General features: G+C 64.8%; 14 protein-coding genes. 6 read left to right on the forward strand and 8 right to left on the reverse strand.

Annotated features, from left to right (window positions below; genetic code table 11):
* Positions 1-285 precede the first annotated feature (285 nt).
* The 3 genes from accC to ACFQU0_RS21095 all read left to right on the forward strand — a co-directional run bounded on the left by accC (position 286) and on the right by ACFQU0_RS21095 (position 5273).
* The gene (accC, locus tag ACFQU0_RS21085) at positions 286-2334 is read left to right on the forward strand and encodes an acetyl-CoA carboxylase biotin carboxylase subunit (protein ID WP_382204116.1); all 2049 of its coding nucleotides are present in this window, start codon (positions 286-288) and stop codon (positions 2332-2334) included.
* Complete coding sequence (locus tag ACFQU0_RS21090) at positions 2334-2804, forward strand: VOC family protein (RefSeq protein ID WP_382204118.1); 471 nt, start codon at positions 2334-2336, stop codon at positions 2802-2804. Before accC ends, ACFQU0_RS21090 begins: the two co-directional genes overlap by 1 nt.
* 138 nt (positions 2805-2942) lie before the next feature.
* Positions 2943-5273, forward strand: coding sequence for a methyl-accepting chemotaxis protein (locus ACFQU0_RS21095; RefSeq protein ID WP_382204120.1), 2331 nt, complete (start codon positions 2943-2945; stop codon positions 5271-5273).
* Positions 5274-5276: 3 nt separating this feature from the next.
* Here the strand turns inward: ACFQU0_RS21095 and ACFQU0_RS21100 are convergent, their stop codons facing one another.
* From ACFQU0_RS21100 to ACFQU0_RS21135, 8 genes are all read right to left on the reverse strand, one after another.
* The gene (locus ACFQU0_RS21100; RefSeq protein WP_382204122.1) at positions 5277-8198 is read right to left on the reverse strand and encodes a bifunctional diguanylate cyclase/phosphodiesterase; all 2922 of its coding nucleotides are present in this window, start codon (positions 8196-8198) and stop codon (positions 5277-5279) included.
* Positions 8199-8252: 54 nt separating this feature from the next.
* The gene (locus ACFQU0_RS21105) at positions 8253-9992 is read right to left on the reverse strand and encodes a methyl-accepting chemotaxis protein (protein WP_382204124.1); all 1740 of its coding nucleotides are present in this window, start codon (positions 9990-9992) and stop codon (positions 8253-8255) included.
* Between the two features lie 39 nt (positions 9993-10031).
* A complete protein-coding gene (locus ACFQU0_RS21110) occupies positions 10032-10526 on the reverse strand; it encodes a chemotaxis protein CheW (protein WP_382204126.1) in 495 nt (164 codons plus the stop codon).
* A gap of 95 nt (positions 10527-10621) precedes the next feature.
* The gene (locus tag ACFQU0_RS21115) at positions 10622-13432 is read right to left on the reverse strand and encodes an MASE3 domain-containing protein (protein WP_382204128.1); all 2811 of its coding nucleotides are present in this window, start codon (positions 13430-13432) and stop codon (positions 10622-10624) included.
* A gap of 32 nt (positions 13433-13464) precedes the next feature.
* On the reverse strand, positions 13465-14034 hold the full coding sequence (locus ACFQU0_RS21120; RefSeq protein ID WP_382204130.1) for a response regulator: 570 nt from the start codon (positions 14032-14034) through the stop codon (positions 13465-13467).
* A 67-nt stretch (positions 14035-14101) separates the two neighbouring features.
* Complete coding sequence (gene rsxB / locus ACFQU0_RS21125; RefSeq protein ID WP_382204132.1) at positions 14102-14761, reverse strand: electron transport complex subunit RsxB; 660 nt, start codon at positions 14759-14761, stop codon at positions 14102-14104.
* Positions 14758-16143 carry a polyhydroxyalkanoate depolymerase gene (locus ACFQU0_RS21130; protein WP_382204134.1) on the reverse strand — a complete coding sequence of 462 codons (1386 nt, stop codon included), beginning with the start codon at positions 16141-16143 and terminating at the stop codon, positions 14758-14760. Before ACFQU0_RS21130 ends, rsxB begins: the two co-directional genes overlap by 4 nt.
* 165 nt (positions 16144-16308) lie before the next feature.
* A complete protein-coding gene (locus tag ACFQU0_RS21135) occupies positions 16309-17505 on the reverse strand; it encodes an amino acid aminotransferase (protein ID WP_382204136.1) in 1197 nt (398 codons plus the stop codon).
* Positions 17506-17602: 97 nt separating this feature from the next.
* Here ACFQU0_RS21135 and uvrB point away from each other — a divergent pair, with 97 nt between their 5' ends.
* From uvrB to ACFQU0_RS21150, 3 genes are all read left to right on the forward strand, one after another.
* Positions 17603-19705, forward strand: coding sequence for an excinuclease ABC subunit UvrB (gene uvrB / locus ACFQU0_RS21140; protein ID WP_382204138.1), 2103 nt, complete (start codon positions 17603-17605; stop codon positions 19703-19705).
* A gap of 219 nt (positions 19706-19924) precedes the next feature.
* The gene (iscR, locus tag ACFQU0_RS21145) at positions 19925-20458 is read left to right on the forward strand and encodes a Fe-S cluster assembly transcriptional regulator IscR (RefSeq protein ID WP_382204140.1); all 534 of its coding nucleotides are present in this window, start codon (positions 19925-19927) and stop codon (positions 20456-20458) included.
* A 70-nt stretch (positions 20459-20528) separates the two neighbouring features.
* Positions 20529-21746, forward strand: a complete 1218-nt coding sequence (locus ACFQU0_RS21150) for an IscS subfamily cysteine desulfurase (protein WP_382204142.1) — start codon at positions 20529-20531, stop codon at positions 21744-21746.
* Positions 21747-21749 lie beyond the last annotated feature (3 nt).

Here is a 21749-nt window from a genome sequence, read left to right on the forward strand (position 1 = left end):
GAGTCGGTGGGCTGGGCGTTTTGCTCCGTGTCCCCCGCGCTTCGCGCTCCTCCTTTACCTGCGCAAAACGCCCAGCCCACCCACTCCAGGGCATGTGGCGCGCCACCGTGTTCAAGCCCCTTCACTTCGCAGCCATGGGTACGGCGTGCCTGTCGCAGCGAGGTAAAGGAGGAGCCGGCCACAGGCCGGCGGGGGACACGAGCGGAGGCAGGCACGCCGTGCCCATGGCGGGCACAGCCACAGCGCAAAGCCAAACAAACCGATTCCCGAACTGAGGAGATTTCCATGTTCACCAAAATTCTGATCGCCAACCGTGGCGAAATCGCCTGCCGCGTGATTGCAACGGCCAAAAAAATGGGCATCGCCACCGTGGCGGTCTACTCCGACGCCGACAAGGAAGCCCGCCACGTCAAGCTGGCCGACGAAGCCGTGCACATCGGCGCTGCGCCCAGCCGCGAGAGCTACCTGCTGGCGGACCGCATCATCGCCGCCGCCAAACAGACCGGCGCGCAGGCCATCCACCCCGGCTACGGCTTCCTGAGCAAAAACGAAGCCTTCGCCAAACGCTGCGAAGACGAAGGCATCGCCTTTGTGGGCCCACGCGCCCACTCCATCGCCGCCATGGGCGACAAGATCGCCTCCAAGAAGCTCGCCAACGAAGCCAAGGTCAACACCATCCCCGGCTGGAACGACGCCATCGAATCGCCCGAGCGCGCGGTGGAGATTGCCCGCGACATCGGCTACCCCGTGATGATCAAGGCCTCCGCCGGCGGCGGCGGTAAGGGCCTGCGCGTGGCCTTTAACGACAAGGAAGCCCTCGAAGGCTTCACCTCCTGCCGCAACGAGGCCCGCAACAGCTTCGGCGACGACCGCATCTTCATCGAGAAGTTCGTCGAGCAGCCGCGCCACATCGAGATCCAGGTGCTGGGCGACAGCCATGGCAACGTGATTTACCTGAACGAGCGCGAATGCTCCATCCAGCGCCGCCACCAGAAAGTGATCGAAGAGGCGCCGTCGCCTTTCATCAGCGACGAAACCCGCAAGGCCATGGGCGAGCAGGCGGTGCAGCTGGCCAAGGCCGTGAAGTACCAGAGCGCGGGCACGGTGGAGTTTGTGGTGGGCAAGAACCAGGACTTCTACTTCCTGGAGATGAATACCCGCCTGCAAGTGGAACACCCGGTGACCGAGTGCATCACCGGCCTGGACTTGGTGGAGCTGATGATCCGCGTGGCCGCAGGCGAAAAGCTGCCGCTGACGCAGGCCGACGTCAAGCGCGAAGGCTGGGCCATCGAGTGCCGCATCAACGCCGAAGACCCCTTCCGCAACTTCCTGCCCTCCACCGGCCGCCTGGTGCGCTTCAACCCGCCGCATGAAACCATGTGGCAGGCCGACACCGCGCACCGCTACGGCGTGCGGGTGGACACCGGAGTGTACGACGGTGGCGAGATCCCGATGTACTACGACTCGATGATCGCCAAGCTCATCGTGCATGGCAAAGACCGCAATGACGCCATCGCCAAGATGCGTGAGGCGCTCAACGGCTTTGTCATCCGTGGTATCAACAGCAACATCCCCTTCCAGGCAGCGTTGCTGGCCCACCCTGATTTTGTGTCGGGCGACTTCAACACCGGCTTCATCGCCCACCACTACGCCAACGGCTTCCGCGCCGAGGACGTGCCACACGACGACACCGATTTCCTGCGCGCCATCGCCGCCTTCGTGCGCCGCAAGTCGCGCGAGCGCGCCAGCGGCCTGAGCGGCCAGCTGCCCGGCTACGGCGTCAAGGTGGGCAAGGACTACGTGGTGGCGTCCCTGTCGGCCGACGGCGAACACGCCTACACGCCGGTGCACGTGGACGAATTCGTGGGCGAGACCGGCTACGCCTCAGTCACGGTCAACGACAAACGCTACAAGATCACCTGCAACTCGCGCCTGAACGATGTGCGCATTGAAGGCATGTGCAACGGCAATCCCTTCGTGGCGCAGATCGAGCGTGGCACCGCGCGCAACCCGCTGGCGCTGGTGATCCAGCACAACGGCACCAAGCTGGAGACCATGGTGGTGTCCAAACGCATGGCCGAGCTGCATGCCCTCATGCCCTTCAAGGCACCGCCCGACATGAGCAAGTACGTGCTCTCGCCCATGCCCGGCCTGTTGGTCGAGGTGGCGGTGTTGCCGGGCCAGAAGGTGCAGGCCGGCGAACGCGTGGCCGTGATCGAGGCCATGAAGATGGAGAACGTGTTGTTTGCGGCCGCCGATGGTGTGGTGGGCAAGGTGCTCGCAGCCAAAGGCGACTCGCTGGTCGTTGACCAACCCATTGTGGAGTTTGCGTGATGGCCCGTCCTTTCAAGGTGCTGGGCATCCAGCAAATCGCCATCGGTGGCCCTGACAAGACCCGCTTGCAAAAGCTGTGGGTGGACATGCTGGGCCTGGAGGTCACGGGCACCTTCAAGAGCGAACGCGAGAACGTGGACGAGGACATCTGCGCCATCGGCAGCGGCCCGTTCAAGGTCGAGGTCGACCTGATGCAGCCGCTGGACCCGGAGAAAAAACCGGCGGTGCACACCACACCGCTCAACCACATCGGGCTGTGGATCGACGACCTGCCCGTGGCCGTGGAATGGCTGACGGCACAAGGGGTGCGCTTCGCACCCGGTGGCATCCGCAAGGGTGCGGCGGGTTTCGACATCACCTTCCTGCACCCCAAGGCCAGCGACGAATTCCCCATCGCCGGTGAGGGCGTGTTGGTGGAGTTGGTACAGGCGCCGCCCGAGGTGGTCAAGGCATTTGCGGCCCTCGGGTAAGCGGGCTGTCAGGTCTCGTAAAACCCCGCACCCGCCCAATTTGAGGCGTTATAGTTTGTAAAACTTCACAATTGTGTTCAAGCCGCTGCCGTGCGGTGATGGCTTGCTGTTGTGGAGCCGCACAACGACGGGGACACGATGACCACTCTCCACGAACAACTGGGTGTTTGGCGCCTGGGCATATGGCTGGCCCGCAAAGCCCGGTTTCCGGTCAAGCTGGGCGGTATGGCCACGGTGTTGCTGGTGCCCTTGCTGGTGGCGGCGGTGCTGTTGGTGATGCGCCAGCACAAAGACATCCAGACCACCCAGGCGGAAGTCGAAGGTGTGCTCAACATCCGCCCCGCCATGGAGGTGTTGAGTCTGGTGCAAAAGCACCGTGGCCAGACTAATGTGCTGCTGTCCGGCAACAACAACGTGGCCGCCGATCTGGCGCAAACGGGTGAGCAATTGGCGCGTGCGCGGGCCGCCCTCGATCAGCGGGTGAGCAACAACACCTCGTTCGACGTTCGGTCGTCCTGGCGCGGGCTCAGCGAGCGATTGCAACGCCTGCCCACCGAAAGCCGCGCCGGCACTGCGGCCGCCAGTTTTGCCCTGCACACCACGCTGGTGGGCGATCTGCGGCGCTTCATCTACACCACGGCCGAAGCCTCGCAACTGCTGTTCGACCCCGTGCCGCAGACCTACTTGTTGATGGACAACGTGGTGGTGCGCACCATCCCGCTGACCGAATTGTTGGGGCAGATGCGGGGCGCTGGTGCGGGCTTGTTGGCCAAGAGCGAACCAGATGTGGCGGGTGCGGCCGGCATGCGCCTGCGCTCGCAGCAACTGGGTGACATGCTGGTGGATCAGCAGCACGGGCTGGCGCTGCTGACGCAGTCCGGGCTGACCGGCTTGTCGGTGGACGGTGCGGTGGAGGTGGCCAAACGTTTTGGCGAGATGGCCATGGCCCGTTTTGCCGACGGTGCGCAAGGGGGTGATGCGGGGGCGTTTTTTTCCGCCGGCACCGAGGCGATTGAACAGGTGCTCAAGGTGCAGACGGGCATGATGGACGCGTTGCAGACCCAGTTGGTGCAGCGTGAGCAGTCGCTCCAGTCGGAGCGCACCTTCCTCATCGTGGTCATGGTGCTGGGTTTTGTGGCGCTGCTGTACACCGTGATCAGCGTTTACCGCAGTTTCATGATCGACTTGTGGCGCCTGGGCTACGCCATGAACGAGCTGGCCAGCGGCAACCTGCGCGTGGCAGCTTCGGTGCGCGCCAACGATGAAATCGGTGATCTGGCCGAACTGTTGCGCAAGATGATTGCCAACGTGTCCTCCATGGTGGCGGCCGTGGGCAGCGACGCCGCGCTGGTGGCCCACGCCGGCAAGCAGCTGGTGGATGGCAACCGCCAACTGTCTGAACGTACCGAGCAGCAGGCCGCCAACCTGGAGCAGACCTCGGCCAGCGTGCAGGAGCTGGCGTCCACGGTGCAGCAGAACGCCGGCACGGCGTTGGAAGTGGATCGGCAGGCCGCTGAGGTGCGCACGGTGGCCGAGTCGGGCGCACAGACCATGACGGCAGCGGTGGACTCGGTGGAGGCCATCCAGCGCAGCGCCCACCGCATGAACGAGATCATTGGCGTCATCGACGGGCTGGCGTTCCAGACCAACATCCTCGCGCTCAATGCCGCCGTGGAGGCCGCGCGCGCGGGTGAGGCCGGCCGGGGTTTTGCCGTGGTGGCCAGCGAGGTGCGTTCGCTGGCACAACGTTCCGGTGAAAGCGCGCGCGAAATCCGCAACCTCATCCAGACCTCGTCGTCGCAGGTGGAAACCAGTGTGGGGCAGATCCGCAAGGCCGGCGAGGGCATGGCCCAAATTTTGGGCGGCACGCGCGGCGTGTCGGCCAACATCTCCGCCATCTCCACCGCCAGTTCGGAGCAGAACACCAGCGTGCAGGAAATCTCCACGGCGGTGAAACAACTTGACGACATCACCCAGCGCAACGCGCAGATGGTGGAGGTGGCGGTGCGGCAGTCCGAAAGCCTGGAGACACGCGCCGCCTCGCTGTCCTCGGCCATCAACAGCTTCAAGCTGTTGCAAGGTGTGGCCGAAGAGGCCATGGCGCTGGTGGAGCGGGCCCACGCACACCGGCGCGGCGCGGGTTCGCTGGACAGCTACTTGCGCAGCCTGACCGACCGCGCGAGCGGCTTCTTTGACCGCGACATGTATGTGTTTGCGCTCACCGCCGATGGCACCTATGTGGCCTTCGGCGGCAACCCGGCCAAGGTGGGCACGCGGGTGCAAGACGTGCCGGGCATCGACGGCAACGCGCTGATTGCCGGCATCGTGCGCCAGGCCGAGGAAGGACCGGGCTGGGTCGAGTACGACATCGTCAACCCGGCCTCAGGCCGTGTGCAGGGCAAGATGTCTTACGTGATGAAGGTGGACGACGTCTACATCGGCTGCGGCGTGTACAAGACGCTGGCCTGACACTCAGGCCGCCACGGGCGGTGCGATCGTGTCGGTCAATTGGGTCGCAGGTACCGGGCGGCTGAACAGGTAACCCTGGAAAGCCGTGCAGCCCTGTTCCAGCAGGAAGTCGCGTTGTGCCAGGGTTTCCACGCCTTCGGCCACCACGCCCAGCCCCAGGCTTTTGGCCAGCGACAGGATGGTGCAGGCGATGGCGGCGTCGTTGGGTTCGGTGAGTACGTCGCGGACAAAAGACTGGTCGATTTTGAGCTGGTCCAGCGGCAGGCGTTTGAGGTAGCTCAGCGAGGAGTAACCGGTCCCAAAATCGTCCAGCGAAAAGCGCACGCCGATCAGACGCAGGGTGCTCATTTTTTCGATGGTTTCCTCGATGTCGCTGTGCAGCATGCTTTCGGTCAGTTCCAGGCGCAGCAGGTGGGGGTTGGCCCCGGTGGACTGGATGGCAAACATGACTTTTTGTACAAAGTCGGCGTCGCGGAACTGGCGCGCACTGACGTTGACGGCCATCGTCCAGAGGCTGCGTTCTGGGTCGGTGTGCCAGGCCGCCAGTTGGCGGCAGGCGGTGGTCAGCACCCATTGGCCCAAAGGCTGAATCAGGCCACTTTGTTCGGCCAGTGGAATGAACACCGCAGGCGACACCATGCCACGTTCGGGGTGGGGCCAGCGCACCAAGGCCTCCACACCCATGACCCGGCTGTGGGTGTTGACGATGGGCTGATAGAACACCTGAAAACGCAAGGTTTCCATGGCCTGGCGCAAGTCCCGCAGCATGGCGGCACGGGCATTGACCTCGTCCTGCAGCGCCGGGTCGAAGAAGGCGAGCCGGTTGCGACCGGCTGCCTTGGCGCGGTAGAGCGCCATGTCGGCCTGCTTGAGCAGTTCGTCCGTGTGTTCCTCAGCACGGTGAAACATCACCACGCCGATGCTGGCCGCTGCGTCCACCTGCAGGCCGTTGAAGTGGTAGCGCTCGGCCAGCGTCTCGCGCACTTTTTCGCCCAGGTCGCCGGCGCGTGCGGTGGCCATGGTGGCGTCGGCACCCAGGCCACCGAGCACCAGCACGAACTCGTCGCCACCCAGGCGGGCCACGGTGTCGGTCTGGCGCACACAACGCTGCAGGCGCATGGCCACCTGGCGCAACAGCTCGTCGCCCTGGAAGTGCCCCAGTGTGTCGTTGACTTCCTTGAAGTGGTCGAGGTCGAGCAGCACCAGGGCGCCGAAATCGCCGCTGCGCGAGGCGTTCATGAGCGCAAGGTGGAGCCGCTCGGACATCAGTCGCCGGTTGGGCAAGCCGGTGAGGGCGTCGAAGAAGGCCATGCGCTGGGCCTCGTCCTCGGCGCGTTTGCGTTCGGTGATGTCGGCCCGGATGGCAATGTACTGTTCGGGAATGCCATCGGCGCCCACAAAGGGCACGATGGTGGTGTGGACCCAGTACAGCGAGCCGTCCTTGGCCCGGTTGCAAATCTCGCCGCTCCACACCTCGCCGCTGGAAATGGTGTGCCACAGATCGCCGAAGAAGGCCTTGGAGTGGTGACCCGAGTTGATCAGCTGGTGGGTGCGGCCAATCAGTTCGCTGCGTGGGTATTTCGAGATGCTGCAGAACTTGTCGTTGACCCGCGTGATGACACCTCTTGCGTCGGTCACCGCCACGATCGCGTGGGCATCCAGTGCCGCCTTGAGTTCGGTGATCTCGCGCATGGACTCCAGCAGCTGTTTCTGCGTCTTTTCCTGCTCGGTCACGTCTTTGACGATGGCGACGGCACCCACGATGTCGCCGTTGTCAGTGCGTTGCGGCACCATCCGGGCCTGCACATGCACCTGGCGGCCGCGGAAGTTCACAAACGCAATGTCAAACGCGACCTCGTGGCCACCCAGCGCCGATTCGATGTGCGGGCGGGCTTGGCTCATCAAGGCTTCCGGCAGCACATCGGCCATGCGCGCACCAATGATGTCGGCCACCGGGCGGCCCAGGTTGTTGGCGTGCACCGCGTTGACGTAGCGGTAGTGCAGGTTGGCGTCGATCTGCGAGACACCGACCGGGATGTTGTTGAGCACGGTGTCGAGCTGGCGTTCCTGTTGCCGTACCTGGCGCTCCGTTTTCGCCAGCCTGGCGTAGGGTTCACGCACCGCCACCTGGAAGGTGACGTGGTAGATGATGCCGAAGGACGCCACCTTGTAGAGGTGGCCAAACATGTTGAGGAAATCCGACGGCGCGTTGTAGCCGGTGAAGGCCAGCTCGCCCACGCCCATGACAAAACAGGCGGTGCCCAGCCACAGCGCGTGGCCGCGGGGTTCGCGCCGGCTTTGGTGGAACAGCCAGCCAGCGGCGGCGAGGTTGGCCGCGCACAACACGTACTCGTAGCGGACCTTGAATGGCGTCAGCCCCTGCCCGGGCACAAAGGTCTCGGGGAAGGTATCCAGGTGGAAGCTGCCCATCCAGGTCAACGCGACCACGGTGATCAGGCCCAGCAACAACCACAGGCCTTTGCTGCCCCCGATGTGCACCCGCGTGGCCAACCACCAGACGGTGAGCACCTCGAAGCTGCGCCCCATGAGCCAGAAGAAGATGGCTTTGGGTGTGCTCGATTCACTGAACAGCGCTGGCATGCCCGCATAAGACAGGGCGTGCATCACGTCGGCTCCGGCCACCACCGTGAAGCCGAAGATCAGCGCCTTGGACAGGTGGGCGTAGGCTTCGTCGCGGGTGTACCACGCGATGGAGACCACCAGCAGCGAGACGATGACCGAGAACAGCTCCAGCAGCAGGTGGGTGGAGAGCATGTGGCCGTGGCCCTGGCCAAACAGCGCAAACGGTGGCAAGGCGCTGGCGACGGCGAGCAGCAGCACAGCCGCCAGGCAGACGCCGACGGCCCAGCGGCGCTGGCGCTGCAACCTGGCCACCGACGGGGTGGGTGGGGGATGGCTTGTCATGTGGCGTCGGCGGGCGCCGCGCACCCGCCCGGTGTCATCGGGCAGGTGCGGTGATCAGAAGGATGCCCAGTCGCTGCCAGCGTCCGACTTGGACACACCGACGCGGGGTGCGGCGGCAGCGGCGCGCGGCGCGGGCATGGACGGCTTGGTCTGGCGCGTGGGCGCCTTCTGGTTCAGGGGGGTGGGCGTGGGTTGGCGCGGCGCAGGTGCCGGTGCGCGCGCATGCGCTGTGGGGCGGGGGCTGGCGGCGTCGCCGTTGACCTTGAACACGGCCACGGTCTGCACCAGGTCGTCGGCCTGGGTGCGCAGGCTGGTCGCTGCCGCTGCCATCTCTTCCACCAGCGCCGCGTTTTGCTGCGTGGCCTGGTCCATCTGCTGCACGGCCTCGCCGATCTGGCCCACACCCGCGCTCTGCTCGGCGCTGGCCGCGCTGATCTCACCCATGATGTCGGTCACACGGCGTATGCTGCCCACCACCTCTTCCATGGTGGTGCCGGCCTTGTCCACGAGGGCGCTGCCTTGCTCCACCCGGCCCACGCTGTCGGTGATCAGGTCCTTGATCTCTTTGGCGGCAGCCGCGCTGCGCTGCGCCAGGTTGCGCACCTCGCCGGCCACCACCGCAAAACCCCGGCCTTGTTCGCCTGCGCGCGCCGCTTCCACGGCGGCGTTGAGCGCCAGGATGTTGGTCTGGAAGGCGATGCCATCGATGACGCTGATGATGTCGGCGATCTTGCGCGAGCTGTCGTTGATGCCCTTCATGGTGTCCACCACCTGGCTGACCACCTGGCCACCTTGCACCGCCACGGTGGAGGCGCTTTGAGCCAGCTGGTTGGCCTGGCGGGCGTTGTCGGCGTTCTGGCGCACGGTGGAGCTGAGTTCCTCCATCGACGCGGCGGTTTCCTCCAGCGCGCTGGCCTGGCTTTCGGTGCGGCTCGATAAATCCTGGTTGCCTTCGGCGATTTCGCTGCTGGCCACCGACACCGAGTCGGAGCCCTGGCGCACGCGGGTCACGATCTGGCTCAGGTTTTGCTGCATGGCGGCCAGGGATTGCAGCACCACGGCCACCTCGTGCTTGCCGCTGGTGTCCACGTGGCGGGTGAGGTCGCCTTCGGCCACGGCCTTGGAGAGTTCGGACGCCTGCGACAGCGAGCGCGAAATGCCACGGATCAGCATCAGGCCAAAGGCGATGGCAAAGGCGATGCCGAGCACGATGGCGGCGATGGCCACCAGGCGGCTTTGTTCGTAGCGCGCGATGGAAGCCTCGTATTCTTTTTTGCCTTCGTCGAATTGCAGATCGACCAGGGCAACGATGTTTTTGCGCACCCCTTCGTAGAGGGCATCGGCCTTTTCGGTGTTGAGGCGCTTGGCCTCGTCGATGTTGCCGCCGCGCAAGGCCTCCTGGATCGGGCGAAAGGCTTCGTTGGTGAACCGGTCGCGCGCCGCCTCGAACTGTTTGGCCAGCGTGGCCTCTTCGGGCGTGAGTTTTGTGGCCATGTAGGCGGCCCACAGGTCGTTGATTTCCTTGGTGTTGGCGGCCATGGCCGTCAGCTCCTTGTTGAGCACCTCGGGCCTGGGGTCCAGCATGGCCGAGGCGGCCTCCAACCGGTTGCGCAGCACCAGACGCTGCACGTCGGCCAACTGGCCCACGGGCACCATGCGGTCCTGGTAGACGGTGTTGAACGAGGCGTTGGTGGCGCTCATGCCCCACAGGCCGATGCCGCCGATGGTGATCAGCAGCGCCGACAGCAGGCCAATCAGCACGATCAGGCGCGTGGAGATTTTGAGGTTGTTCATGGTGGGCCGTTCGTGGGGTGAAGAAGGGTGGGGCGCGGTTCAGACGGTCGCGGCGGCGTCGAGCAGGCCGAGTTCGTCGCTGGACATGAGCTGCTCGATGTCCACCAGGATCAGCATGCGTTGCTGCTCGCCCTGGGTCTGGGTGGCAATGCCAGTGACGTAGGCGGTGTCGATGCCGCTGGCCAGTTGTGGCGGCGGCTTGATCTCGTCGGCCGGCAGGGCGATCACGTCGGACACCGAATCCACCACGATGCCAATCACCCGTTGGCCGATGTTGAGCACGATGGTGGCGGTGATCTCGTTGTAGCTGGTGGCCTGACCGAACTTGATGCGCAGGTCCACGATGGGCACGATGACGCCGCGCAGGTTGACGACCCCCTTCATGAAGGCGGGCGAGTTGGCGATGCGTGTGGGTTCGCTGTAGCCCCGGATTTCCTGCACCGTGAGGATGGGGATGCCGTATTCCTCGCGCCCCAGGCGGAAGCTGAGGTATTCGCCGGCCGTTGCATGGGAGGCAGATGGGCTGAGGTTCATGCGGGCTCCGTGTCGGCGGGGGTGTGTGCAAATGCAAACTGCGTAACCGGCAGCTTAACAAAGCGAAAGAATCGGGTCAATCGATTTGATCGAATTCATTCGCCGCCGGTCAGGCGATCGGTCGCCCTTCGCTGGCTTGCCCGGTTCAAGGTGGGGTGGGCCAGGCGGTCGGCCAGTGCCCGAAGCAGGGCGCGGTTGTCCAGCGGTTTGCGAAACACCTGACGTATGCCCCGTGCGGCCAGATCGGCGGCGTCCAGCCCTTCACCGTGGCCGGTGCACAAAAAGATGGGCAGGGCCGGCAGCCGACGGTGCACCTGCCCGGCCAGTTCCAAGCCGTCCATGCCGGGCATGGTCAGATCGGTCAGCAGGGCCACCACCCCGTGGCCTTGGCCGGGCAAGGCCTCCAGCAGCCTTTGTGGCGTGTCGAACACCTCCACCCGGTAGCCTTCGCCGACCAGCAGTTCGTGCAGGTAACGCCCGACCGCAGGCTGGTCGTCCAACACCCAGACCAGTTGGCCGGCACCGTCGGCCCGAACGGGTGGCACCGGCGCCGCCGCACAGGGCGGCAGGGCCGCAGTCACCAGCGGGAAGTACAGCCGGAAACACGTGCCACCGCCTTGACGTGATTGCACCGACACATAAGCGCCCGCGCGGCGCAGAATGCCTTGCACCATGGCCAGACCCAGGCCTGTGCCCTTGCCCACGCCCTTGGTGGTGAAAAAGGGCTCGAACAGGCGCGGCAGGTCGGCGGGCGGGATGCCACCGCCGCTGTCGCACACATCCAGCGCCAGGAAGGGGCCGGCAAAGGCCTCGTGGCTGGCCGCGCACAACATCGGCTCGGTCACGACCACCTGGTGCAGGTGGATGTCGATGTGACCGCTTGGCCCAATGGCGTCGCGGGCGTTGAGGATCAGGTTGACCAGCACCTGGTGGAGTTCGCCCGGGTGGATGCGCAGAGCCGAGGTGTCGTCCACGCGGGTGCCTATCACCACGCCGGGTGGAATGGACGGTTTGAGCATGGCCAGCACCTCGTGCAGCACCTGGGTGGGGGCGATCATGGCCGCGTCGGCCGTGGCCTGAGTACGGGTGAACAGCAGCAGCTTGGCGATCAGTTCGCGGCCCCGTTCGCTGGCCGCCACCACCTCGCCCAGGTAGCGCGCGAGTTTGCTCTGCTTGTCCGGCACCAGGCGGTCCAGGGCCAGGGTGGCGTACCCCAGCACGGCGGTGAGGATGTTGTTGAAGTCGTGTGCGATGCCGCCGGTGAGTTGCCCCAGCGCCTGCATCTTTTGCGCCTGCTGAAGCTGGCGCTCGAGTTCGCGCTGGTCCGCGTGGGCCTGGTCGCGCTCCGAGGTGTCCCGCACGAAGGCGTAGAAATGCCCGTTGTGGGGGTCGCGGGTGATGGACACCTCCACGGGGTAGTCGTGGCCTCGCTTGTGGCGGTGGCGCGTGGCGAAGAGATCGTGGCCGTGGGCCATCACGTGCTCGCTGCGGGCGCGAAAACCGCTGGGTTCGGTCGACGCGTCCAGCTCGCGTATGGGTTTGCCCACCAACTCGGCCGTGCTGTAGCCCGACATGTTGGCCAGCGCCTGGTTGGCTTCCAGCAGCCGGCCGTTGGCGTCGAGCACACAAAAGCCGTCGAGTGCGGTTTCCAGCACACGCTGGTAGCGCGACTGCGCCTGCAGGCTGTCGGTCACGTCTTCCGACACGGAGACGTAGCCCTGGGCTTCGCCGTTTGGGCCGCTCAGCGGTGTGACCACCCGCCGCACCTGGCGGTGCCGCCCTGCGCCGTCGATCACCGGCACCACACCGCTCCAGGCCTTGCCCTGGTCGAGCGACTGGCGCATGGCCTGGGCCACCGTCGCATCGGTGATGGCCGGCAGCTCGAACAGGTTGAGGGGGTCCTGGTTGGGGAGGCTGCCCGGGGGCAGCAGCTCGCGCGAGGCGCGGTTGCGCCAGACCACGTGGCCCTGGGCGTCGAACACGCCCACCGGCGTGACCGTGCTGTCCAGCGCCAGGGCCTGGGCACGCAGCGTGTCGTTGGCGTTCTGCAAGGCCTGGGTCTGATCGGCCAACGCCTGGTAGGGGCGGCGCACCGTGACCACCATCAAACCCCAGTAAATGACGAGGTAGGCCAGCACCTTGAACAGGTGGCCAAGCATGTTCTGCAGGTCGTTGCTCAGCGCGTAGCGGGTGAGAAAAATTTCGCCGTACAGCAGCAACATGGTGGCGGCAAACAGCAGCACCTGCGACAGGCTGCGCGTCTGGCCCGAGCGGCGCCACAGGCGCCAGGCGGCCAGCGCCAGCACGGCGGTGATGGCCCGTTCAACGCCCACTTTGAACGGTGTCAGCCCGCTGCCGGGCACAAAGGTGTCGGGCAAGGCGTGTTCGTGGAAGATGACGCCCCAGCTGATCATCAGCACCAGCACACAGGCGCCGAACAGCAGCACGTGGCGGCTGCTTTTTCGCATCGGGGGCTGGCCGGGCCACAGGCTGTAGGCCAGCAGGCTGAGTGCCACCCAGGCCCGCGCCACCAGCCAGAACGCAATGCTCTTTTCCGACGACGACGGTGTGATGAAAACCGGCATGTCGCGGAAGGACAAGGCATGAAAGATGTCCAGCCAGCCCGAAGCCGCCAGCGCCAGCGCCAGCAGCACCAGTGAGCCCGACACCTCGCGCGCGGGCGTGTGCCAGACGGTGGCAAACACCAGGAAAGCCACCAGCACCGAGGCCAGTTCCATCAGCGTGTGCAGCGGCAGGTAGTGCACGCGCGGGATGTGCCAGTCGCCCAAGGGCTGGGCCATGGCCCACAGGGTGAGCAGGCCCAGTGCCAGCACCAGCAGGCCCACTTGGCAACGCAGGCCGCAGCGCTGGCGTCGGTGCGCGGGCGGGGTGGGCGCGGAGGTCACGCGGGGGGCCGGAGCGCTTGCCGGGGGGCGGTTCAGGCGTCCAGCCCCAGTTGCTGCAGCAGCCGGGGCATGTCCACCGGTTTGGTGAGGCAACATTCGGCACCGGCGTCCAGCAGGGCGCGTTCGGTGTCGGGGCTGAGGTGGCCGGTCAGGCCGATGACGCGCAGGTCGGCGTTGCCGGGCATCTGCTTGATTTGCCGGCACACCTCCGTGCCTTTGAGGCCGGGCATCATGACGTCGAGCAAAACCACATCGGGCACAAAGCTGTGCACCTTGAGGCCGGCTTCAAAGCCGTCGAACGCGGTTTCCACGCGGGTGTTGAAGCGCTCGTCCTCCAGCCACTCCTTGAGAAAACCGACCACGGCCGGGTCGTCGTCCGCGATCAAAATGCGCATCGGCCCCTTGTTGCCAGCGGGGTTCCACTGGCGCGCAAAACGCTCCACTTCTTCGCGGCGAAAGCGGCGGTGCCCGCCCGGTGTGACCTCGGCCTGCAGCAGCCCTTTCTGGGCCCAACCCCGCACGGTGATGGGCGACACCATCATCCACGCCGCGACCTCGTTGGGGGTCAGGTAGGGCTTGGCGGACAACTCGGTCGGTTTCACGCGGGGTCCAAAGTGAAGGTGCGGAAATCGATTGTATCGATCAAACCGAGAAAGTGCGACGCGAGTCTCAATCCCCCTGGCGCGCCCGGGCTTTGGCCAATGCGGCCGCAATGAAGGCCTTTTTTTTGTCCAGCACCTCGGGGTCGGTGATCTTGGAATGGCCGGCCAGATCGGCCAACTTCGCCTGCGCTTCTTCGGTCTTGCGGGCCTGGTGTTCGGTCGTTTCGCGGGCCACCCGGGTCTGCCGTGCCGTGTACCGCTGGCGGCCCATGGCCGCCTGTTCGGGTGACCAGGCGGTCCAGCCGGTGGCGTGTTCGTCCACCACCCGCAGGCCAATGCAGTCGACCGGGCAGACGGGAATGCACAGCTCGCAGCCCGTGCACCAGGCTTCCACCACGGTGTGCATCCGCTTGTTGGCGCCCACGATGGCGTCGGTCGGGCAGGCCTTGATGCACAAGGTGCACCCGATGCACCAGTCTTCGTCGATCAGGGCCAGGCGCAGCGGGCCTTCGGTGCCATGGGTGGTGTTCAGGGGCTTGGGCGGGCGGCCGGTGAGTGCTGCCAGCCGCTCAACCCCTTTCGCCCCGCCCGGCGGGCACTGGTTGATGTCGGCTCCGGCCTGGGCCATGGCCTGGGCATAGGCCGCGCAATCGGGGTAGCCGCAGCGCGTGCACTGGGTCTGCGGCAGCGCGTCGTTGAGCCGCGCCGCCAGTGCCTCGGTGCTCACTTGGCCGTGGCGGGCTTTTTGCGCGCCGCGGCCGGCGTTTTGCGGACGGGCGCCTTGGCCACAACAGCCTGTGACACCACAGCGGGCATGGCGGCGGCAGGCTGCGGCGCGGCCGCTTTCGGTTGGTGTGCCAGGATGAAAGCTTTCACCACCGGGTAGACCATCTCGCGCCAGCGGCGGCCGCTGAAAATGCCGTAGTGGCCCGCGCCTTTGGCTTCCAGGTGCATCTGGTGCTCTTTGGTGATGCCGGTGCACAGATCGTGGGCGGCGGCGGTCTGGCCCGAGCCGGAGATGTCGTCCAGCTCGCCTTCCACCGTCAGCAGACCGGTTTGTGTGATGTCTTGGGGGCGCACGCGCTCTTGCTTGCCCTGTGGGTTCTTCACGTCCCACGTGCCGTTGACGAGCTTGAATTCCTGGAACACGGTCTGGATGGTTTCCAGGTAGTAGTCGGCGTCCATGTCGAGCACGGCGTTGTACTCGTCGTAGAACTTGCGGTGGGCCTCGGCGCTTTCGTTGTCGCCCTTGATCAGGTCCTTGAAGTAGTCGTAGTGGCTGGACGCATGGCGGTCCGGGTTCATGGCCACAAAACCGGTGTGCTGCAGGAAGCCCGGGTAGACGCGGCGGCCGGCGCCGGGGAAGTTGCTCGGCACGCGGTAGATCACGTTGTGCTCGAACCAGGCGTGGCTGCGTTGGGTGGCCAGGTTGTTCACCGCCGTGGGCGACTTGCTGGCGTCGATGGGCCCGCCCATCATGGTCATGGACAGGGGTGTGGTTTCGCCGCGCGAGGCCATCAGCGACACAGCCGCCAGCACCGGCACCGTGGGCTGGCACACGCTCATCACATGGCAGTTGCCATAGGTCTTTTGGAGGTGCCGGATGAACTCCTGCACGTAGTTGACGTAGTCGTCGAGGTGGAACTCGCCTTCGGACAGCGGCACCAGACGGGCGTTCTTCCAGTCGGTGATGTAGACCTTGTGGTCCTTGAGCATGGTCTTGACCGTGTCGCGCAGCAGCGTGGCGTAGTGGCCCGACAGGGGCGCCACGATCAGCACGACGGGTTGACCCTTGAGCTTGTCCAGCGTAGGCAGGTCGTCGGAGAAGCGCTTGAAGCGGCGCAGTTCACAGAAGGGCTTGTCGATTTCCACCCGTTCATGGATGGCCACGTCCACACCGTCCACGTCCACCGTGCGCAGGCCGAACTCGGGTTTTTCGTAGTCCTTGCCCAAGCGGTGCATGAGGTCGAACCCGGCTGAGATGCGTTGGGCCATGGGCATTTGGCCCAGCGGCGACAACGGGTTGCTGTAAAGCTTGGAGGCCGTTTGGGCCAGGTCCGAAAACGGCTCCATCAGGGAGCGGTGGGTTTCGTACATCTGGTAGAGCATGAGGGGGTCTCCGTGTGAAATGCTGCAGCGCAACAATATAGCAGGCTCAACTGATGTTTGCTTTGCAAAAAACGTCAGGTGTCGATTTTTGACATTCTGGCGCCCACCAACAGCAACGCCACCCGGAGGTGGCGTTGTCATGTGTCGCTTGCGTGACTCAGCCGCTCAGACCACCTGGGCAATCGCCTTGCAAACGTAGTCGATGTTTTTGCTGTTCAGGGCGGCCACGCACATGCGGCCGGTGTCGGTGCCGTAGACACCGAACTCGCTGCGCAGGCGCACCATCTGGTCTTTGCTCAGGCCCGAGTAGCTGAACATGCCGATCTGGCTGGTGATGAAGGACATGTCCTGCTTCACGCCAGCGGCCTTCAGGCCATCCACCAGCTTTTGGCGCATCGCCTTGATGCGGACGCGCATTTCGCCCAATTCTTTTTCCCACAAGGCGCGCAGCTCGGGGTTGTTCAGCACCGCCGCCACCACGGCACCACCGTGGGTGGGCGGGTTGCTGTAGTTGGTGCGGATCACGATCTTGAGCTGGCTCAGCACGCGGTCTGCCTCGGCCTTGTCGGCACACAACACCGACAGACCACCCACACGTTCGCCGTAGAGACTGAAGCTCTTGGAGAACGAGGTGGACACGAAGAAGTTCAGGCCGGCTGCCACGAACTTGCCGATCACGGCGCCGTCTTCGGCGATGCCGTGGCCGAAGCCTTGGTAGGCCATGTCGAGGAAAGGCGTCAGGCCCTTGGCCTTGACGGCGGCGATCACCTGCTCCCATTGGGCGGCGGTGATGTCGTAGCCGGTCGGGTTGTGGCAGCAGGCGTGCAGCACCACGATGGTGCCGGGTGCGGCTGCGTTCAGGCTGGCCAGCATGCCGTCGAAGTTGACACCGCGGTTTTCAGCGTCGTAATAAGCGTAGGTGCCCACTTCGAATCCCGCGTTGGTGAACAGGGCGCGGTGGTTTTCCCAGCTCGGGTCGGAAATCAGCACCTGGGCGGTGGGGCTGACTTTTTTCAGGAAGTCGGCGCCGATCTTCAGGCCGCCGGTGCCGCCAATGGCTTGCACGGTGGCCACGCGGCCACTTTTCACGGGTTCGCTGTCGGCGCCAAACACCAGGCCTTTGACGGCGGCGTCGTAGGCGGCGATACCGTCGATGGGCAAGTAACCGCGCGCGGTGGGTTTGTCCATCATGGTTTTTTCAGCGGCCTGCACGCACTGCAGCAGCGGCAGCTTGCCGTTGTCGTCGAAATACACGCCCACGCCCAGGTTGACCTTGTTGGGGTTGGTGTCGGCAGCAAATTGCTCGTTCAGACCCAGGATGGGGTCGCGGGGGGCCATTTCGACGGCAGAAAACAAAGACATGACGTGTCCTGATAAGGAGGTGGCGGTGGGGCGGCGGGGGCAACCCGAAAGCCGAAACTGCGTTAGTCTGTCGGGTTAACCCGGAATTTTAGCGCCCATGACCCAGCCCACCGTGCCCACCGCCGCCGACGCCGGACCCGCGCCGGCGGGTGAATTCGTCCGTTTCCCCGGCTCGCCCTTCGAACTTTTCATGCCTTACCCGCCGGCGGGCGATCAGCCTGAAGCCATCCGCCAGTTGGTGGAAGGGGTGAACGACGGCGAGGTGTTCCAGACTCTGCTGGGCGTGACCGGCTCGGGCAAGACCTTCACCATGGCCAACGTGATCGCGCGCCTGGGCCGCCCGGCCATCGTGTTCGCGCCCAACAAAACGCTGGCCGCGCAGCTCTACAGCGAGTTCCGCGAGTTCTTTCCCAAGAACGCGGTCGAGTACTTCGTGAGCTACTACGACTACTACCAGCCCGAGGCCTATGTGCCCCAGCGCGACCTGTTCATCGAGAAGGACAGTGCCATCAACGAGCACATCGAGCAGATGCGTTTGAGTTGCACCAAAAGCCTGCTGGAGCGGCGCGACGTGGTGATCGTGGCCACCGTGTCGGCCATCTACGGCATTGGCAAGCCCGAGAGCTACCACCAGATGGTGATGACGCTGCGGGTGGGCGATAAGCTGGGGCAGCGCGACCTGATTGCGCAACTGGTGCGCATGCAGTACGCACGCAACGAACAGGACTTTTCGCGCGGCAAGTTCCGCGTGCGCGGCGACACCATCGACGTGTTCCCGGCCGAACACTCCGAGCTTGCGATCCGCATCGAGCTGTTCGACGATGAAGTGGAAACCTTGCAACTGTTCGATCCGCTGACCGGGCGCGTGAAGCAGAAGATCCCGCGTTTCACCGTCTACCCCAGCAGCCACTATGTGACGCCGCGCGAGCAGGTGCTGATGGCGGTGGAGTCCATCAAAGCCGAGCTGGCTCAGCGCCTCAAGGAGCTGGTGGGCATGGGCAAGCTGGTCGAGGCGCAGCGGCTGGAGCAGCGCACGCGGTTTGATTTGGAAATGCTCAGCGAGGTGGGGCTCTGCAAGGGGATTGAAAACTACAGCCGCCACCTCAGCGGCGCCGCGCCGGGCGAGCCACCCAGCACGCTGACCGACTACCTGCCGTCGGACGCACTGATGTTCCTGGACGAAAGCCACGTGCTGATTGGCCAGTTTGGCGGCATGTACAACGGCGACCGCGCGCGCAAAACCACGTTGGTGGAGTACGGCTTCCGATTGCCCAGCGCATTGGACAACCGCCCGCTCAAGTTCGATGAGTTCGAAACCAAGATGCGCCAGGTGGTGTTCGTGTCCGCCACGCCGGCCGACTACGAAAAGACCCACGCGGGGCAGGTGGTGGAGCAACTGGTGCGGCCCACCGGGCTGGTGGACCCGCTGGTGGAAGTGCGCCCGGCTGTGCACCAGGTGGACGACGTGTTGCAGGAAATCCGCAGCCGGGTGGAAAAAAGCGAGCGCGTTCTGATCACCACGCTGACCAAACGCATGGCCGAGCAGCTGACCGACTACCTGACGGAAAACGGCGTCAAGGTGCGCTACCTGCACTCCGACGTCGACACGGTGGAGCGGGTGGAAATCCTCCGCGACCTGCGCCTGGGCACCTTCGATGTGCTGGTGGGCATCAACCTGCTGCGCGAAGGGCTGGACATTCCCGAGGTATCGCTGGTCGCCATTCTGGACGCCGACAAAGAGGGCTTTTTGCGTTCCGAGCGCAGCCTGATCCAGACCATTGGCCGGGCGGCGCGCAACCTCAACGGCCACGCCATCCTTTACGCCGACCGCATCACCGAATCCATGCGAAAGGCCATTGGCGAAACCGAACGCCGACGCGCCAAACAAGTGGCCTTCAACGCCGCCAACGGCATCACGCCGCGCGGGGTGGTCAAGCGCATCAAGGACTTGATCGATGGTGTTTACAGCGAAAAGGCGGGGCAGGAGGCCGAACGTCTGGAGCAAGCCGCTGCGCAACAGGCCCGCGTTGAGGACATGTCGGAGAAGGACGTCGCACGCGAAATCAAGCGCCTGGAGAAGCTCATGATGGAACACGCGCGCGACCTCGAATTCGAAAAGGCGGCGCGGGTGCGGGACGAGTTGGCGGAGCTCAAGCGCCTGGCGTTCGGCGCCGCGACGCATGACAATGTGACGCCGTAGTGCGATACGCGACCAGTCAGTCGCAATGCCGAGTAAAACAGTTGGTCTTGTGCTATAATCGACCAAAACGGTCAGGCAAAAAGCCTGGCGTGTTGGCGGTCAACGCTCGCCGCACAGCAGCAAACAGGTGAACAACCGGGGCGGATGGAGAACAGGGCCTTGACGTGCGGCGGCGCACGCAGGGATTCAACGAACTCAAGCCAAACACAGGAGCTTGATATGCGCCTCACGACCAAAGGCCGCTTTGCGGTCACCGCCATGATCGATCTGGCCTTGCGCCAGAGCAACGGGCCAGTCACGCTCGCGGCCATCAGCCAGCGCCAGCACATTTCGCTGTCCTATCTGGAGCAGCTGTTCGGCAAGCTGCGTCGCCACGAGCTGGTGGAGTCCACCCGTGGCCCCGGCGGTGGTTACACCCTCGGACGCAAAGCGGCCGACATCACCGTGGCCGACATCATCGTGTCGGTTGATGAGCCTATCGACGCCACCCAGTGTGGTGGCAAGGAAAACTGCCACGGCGAAGGCAACCGCTGCATGACCCACGAGTTGTGGGCTGCGCTCAACGCCAAGATGGTCGATTTTCTCGACTCCATCAGCCTGCAAAAGCTGGTGGACGAGCAGCTCGCCAAAGGTGTGGTGGTGGAAAATGCGCCTTCCGTCAAACGCGCCATTTCCAGCGCGCCGGTGGTCAAACCCATCCGCGTGAACGCGCCCAACTCGGTGTTCGCGCTCGGCGCGGCCATGTCCAAGTGATTTGTTGTTGTGTGGTGGTGCCCCCCGTGGGGCGCTGCCGCATGCTCCTTTTGCCTCTACCTCCCCAACCATGAGCACGCCGCACTTTCCCATCTACATGGACTACAGCGCCACCAACCCCTGCGACCCGCGGGTGGTGGACGCCATGATTCCCTGGTTGCGCGAGCACTTCGGCAACCCGGCTTCGCGCAGCCATGCGTGGGGCTGGGAGGCCGAAAAGGCTGTCGAAACCGCACGCGAGCAGGTGGCCGCCCTCATCAACGCGGACCCGCGCGAAATCGTCTGGACCAGTGGCGCCACCGAATCCAACAACCTCGCCCTCAAAGGCGCAGCGCATTTCTACAAGACGCGTGGCAAGCACCTGATCACCGTCAAGACCGAACACAAGGCCGTGCTCGACACCATGCGCGAGCTGGAGCGCCAGGGCTTTGAAGTCACGTACCTCGATGTGCAGGCCGATGGCCTGCTGGACCTGGACGTGTTCAAGGCCGCCATCCGGCCCGACACCATCCTGGCGTCCGTCATGTTCGTGAACAACGAGATCGGCGTGATCCAGGACATCGCCGCCATTGGCAAGATCTGCCGCGAGAAGAACGTGATCTTCCACGTGGATGCCGCCCAGGCCACGGGTCGCGTGGACATCGACCTGCAGACGTTGCCGGTCGATCTGATGAGCCTGACCTCGCACAAAACTTACGGTCCCAAAGGCATTGGCGCGCTGTACGTGCGCCGCAAGCCGCGCATTCGCATCGAGGCGCAGATGCACGGTGGTGGTCACGAGCGTGGCATGCGTTCCGGCACCTTGCCCACGCACCAGATCGTGGGCATGGGCGAGGCCTACCGCATTGCCAAGGAAGAGATGCATGCCGAGAACGCGCGCATCCGCGCCTTGCACGACCGCATGGTCGCGGGCCTCAAGGACGTGGAAGAGGTGTTCATCAACGGCCACGAAACACAGCGTGTGCCGCACAACCTGAACATGAGCTTCAACTACGTCGAAGGCGAGTCGCTCATCATGGGCATCAAAGGTTTGGCGGTGTCGTCGGGTTCGGCCTGCACGTCGGCCAGCCTGGAGCCCAGCTATGTGCTGCGTGCCCTGGGCCGCAGCGACGAACTGGCGCACAGCAGCCTGCGCATGACCATCGGCCGCTGGACGACCGAGGAAGAAATCGATTACGCGATCCAAACCATCAAGGAGAACGTGGCCAAGCTGCGCGAGTTGTCGCCGCTGTGGGAAATGTTCAAGGATGGTATCGACCTGTCCACGATCCAATGGGCAGCTCACTGAAGG

The organism is Hydrogenophaga defluvii (assembly GCF_042665235.1).
GTDB classification, from domain to species: domain Bacteria; phylum Pseudomonadota; class Gammaproteobacteria; order Burkholderiales; family Burkholderiaceae_C; genus Hydrogenophaga; species Hydrogenophaga defluvii_A.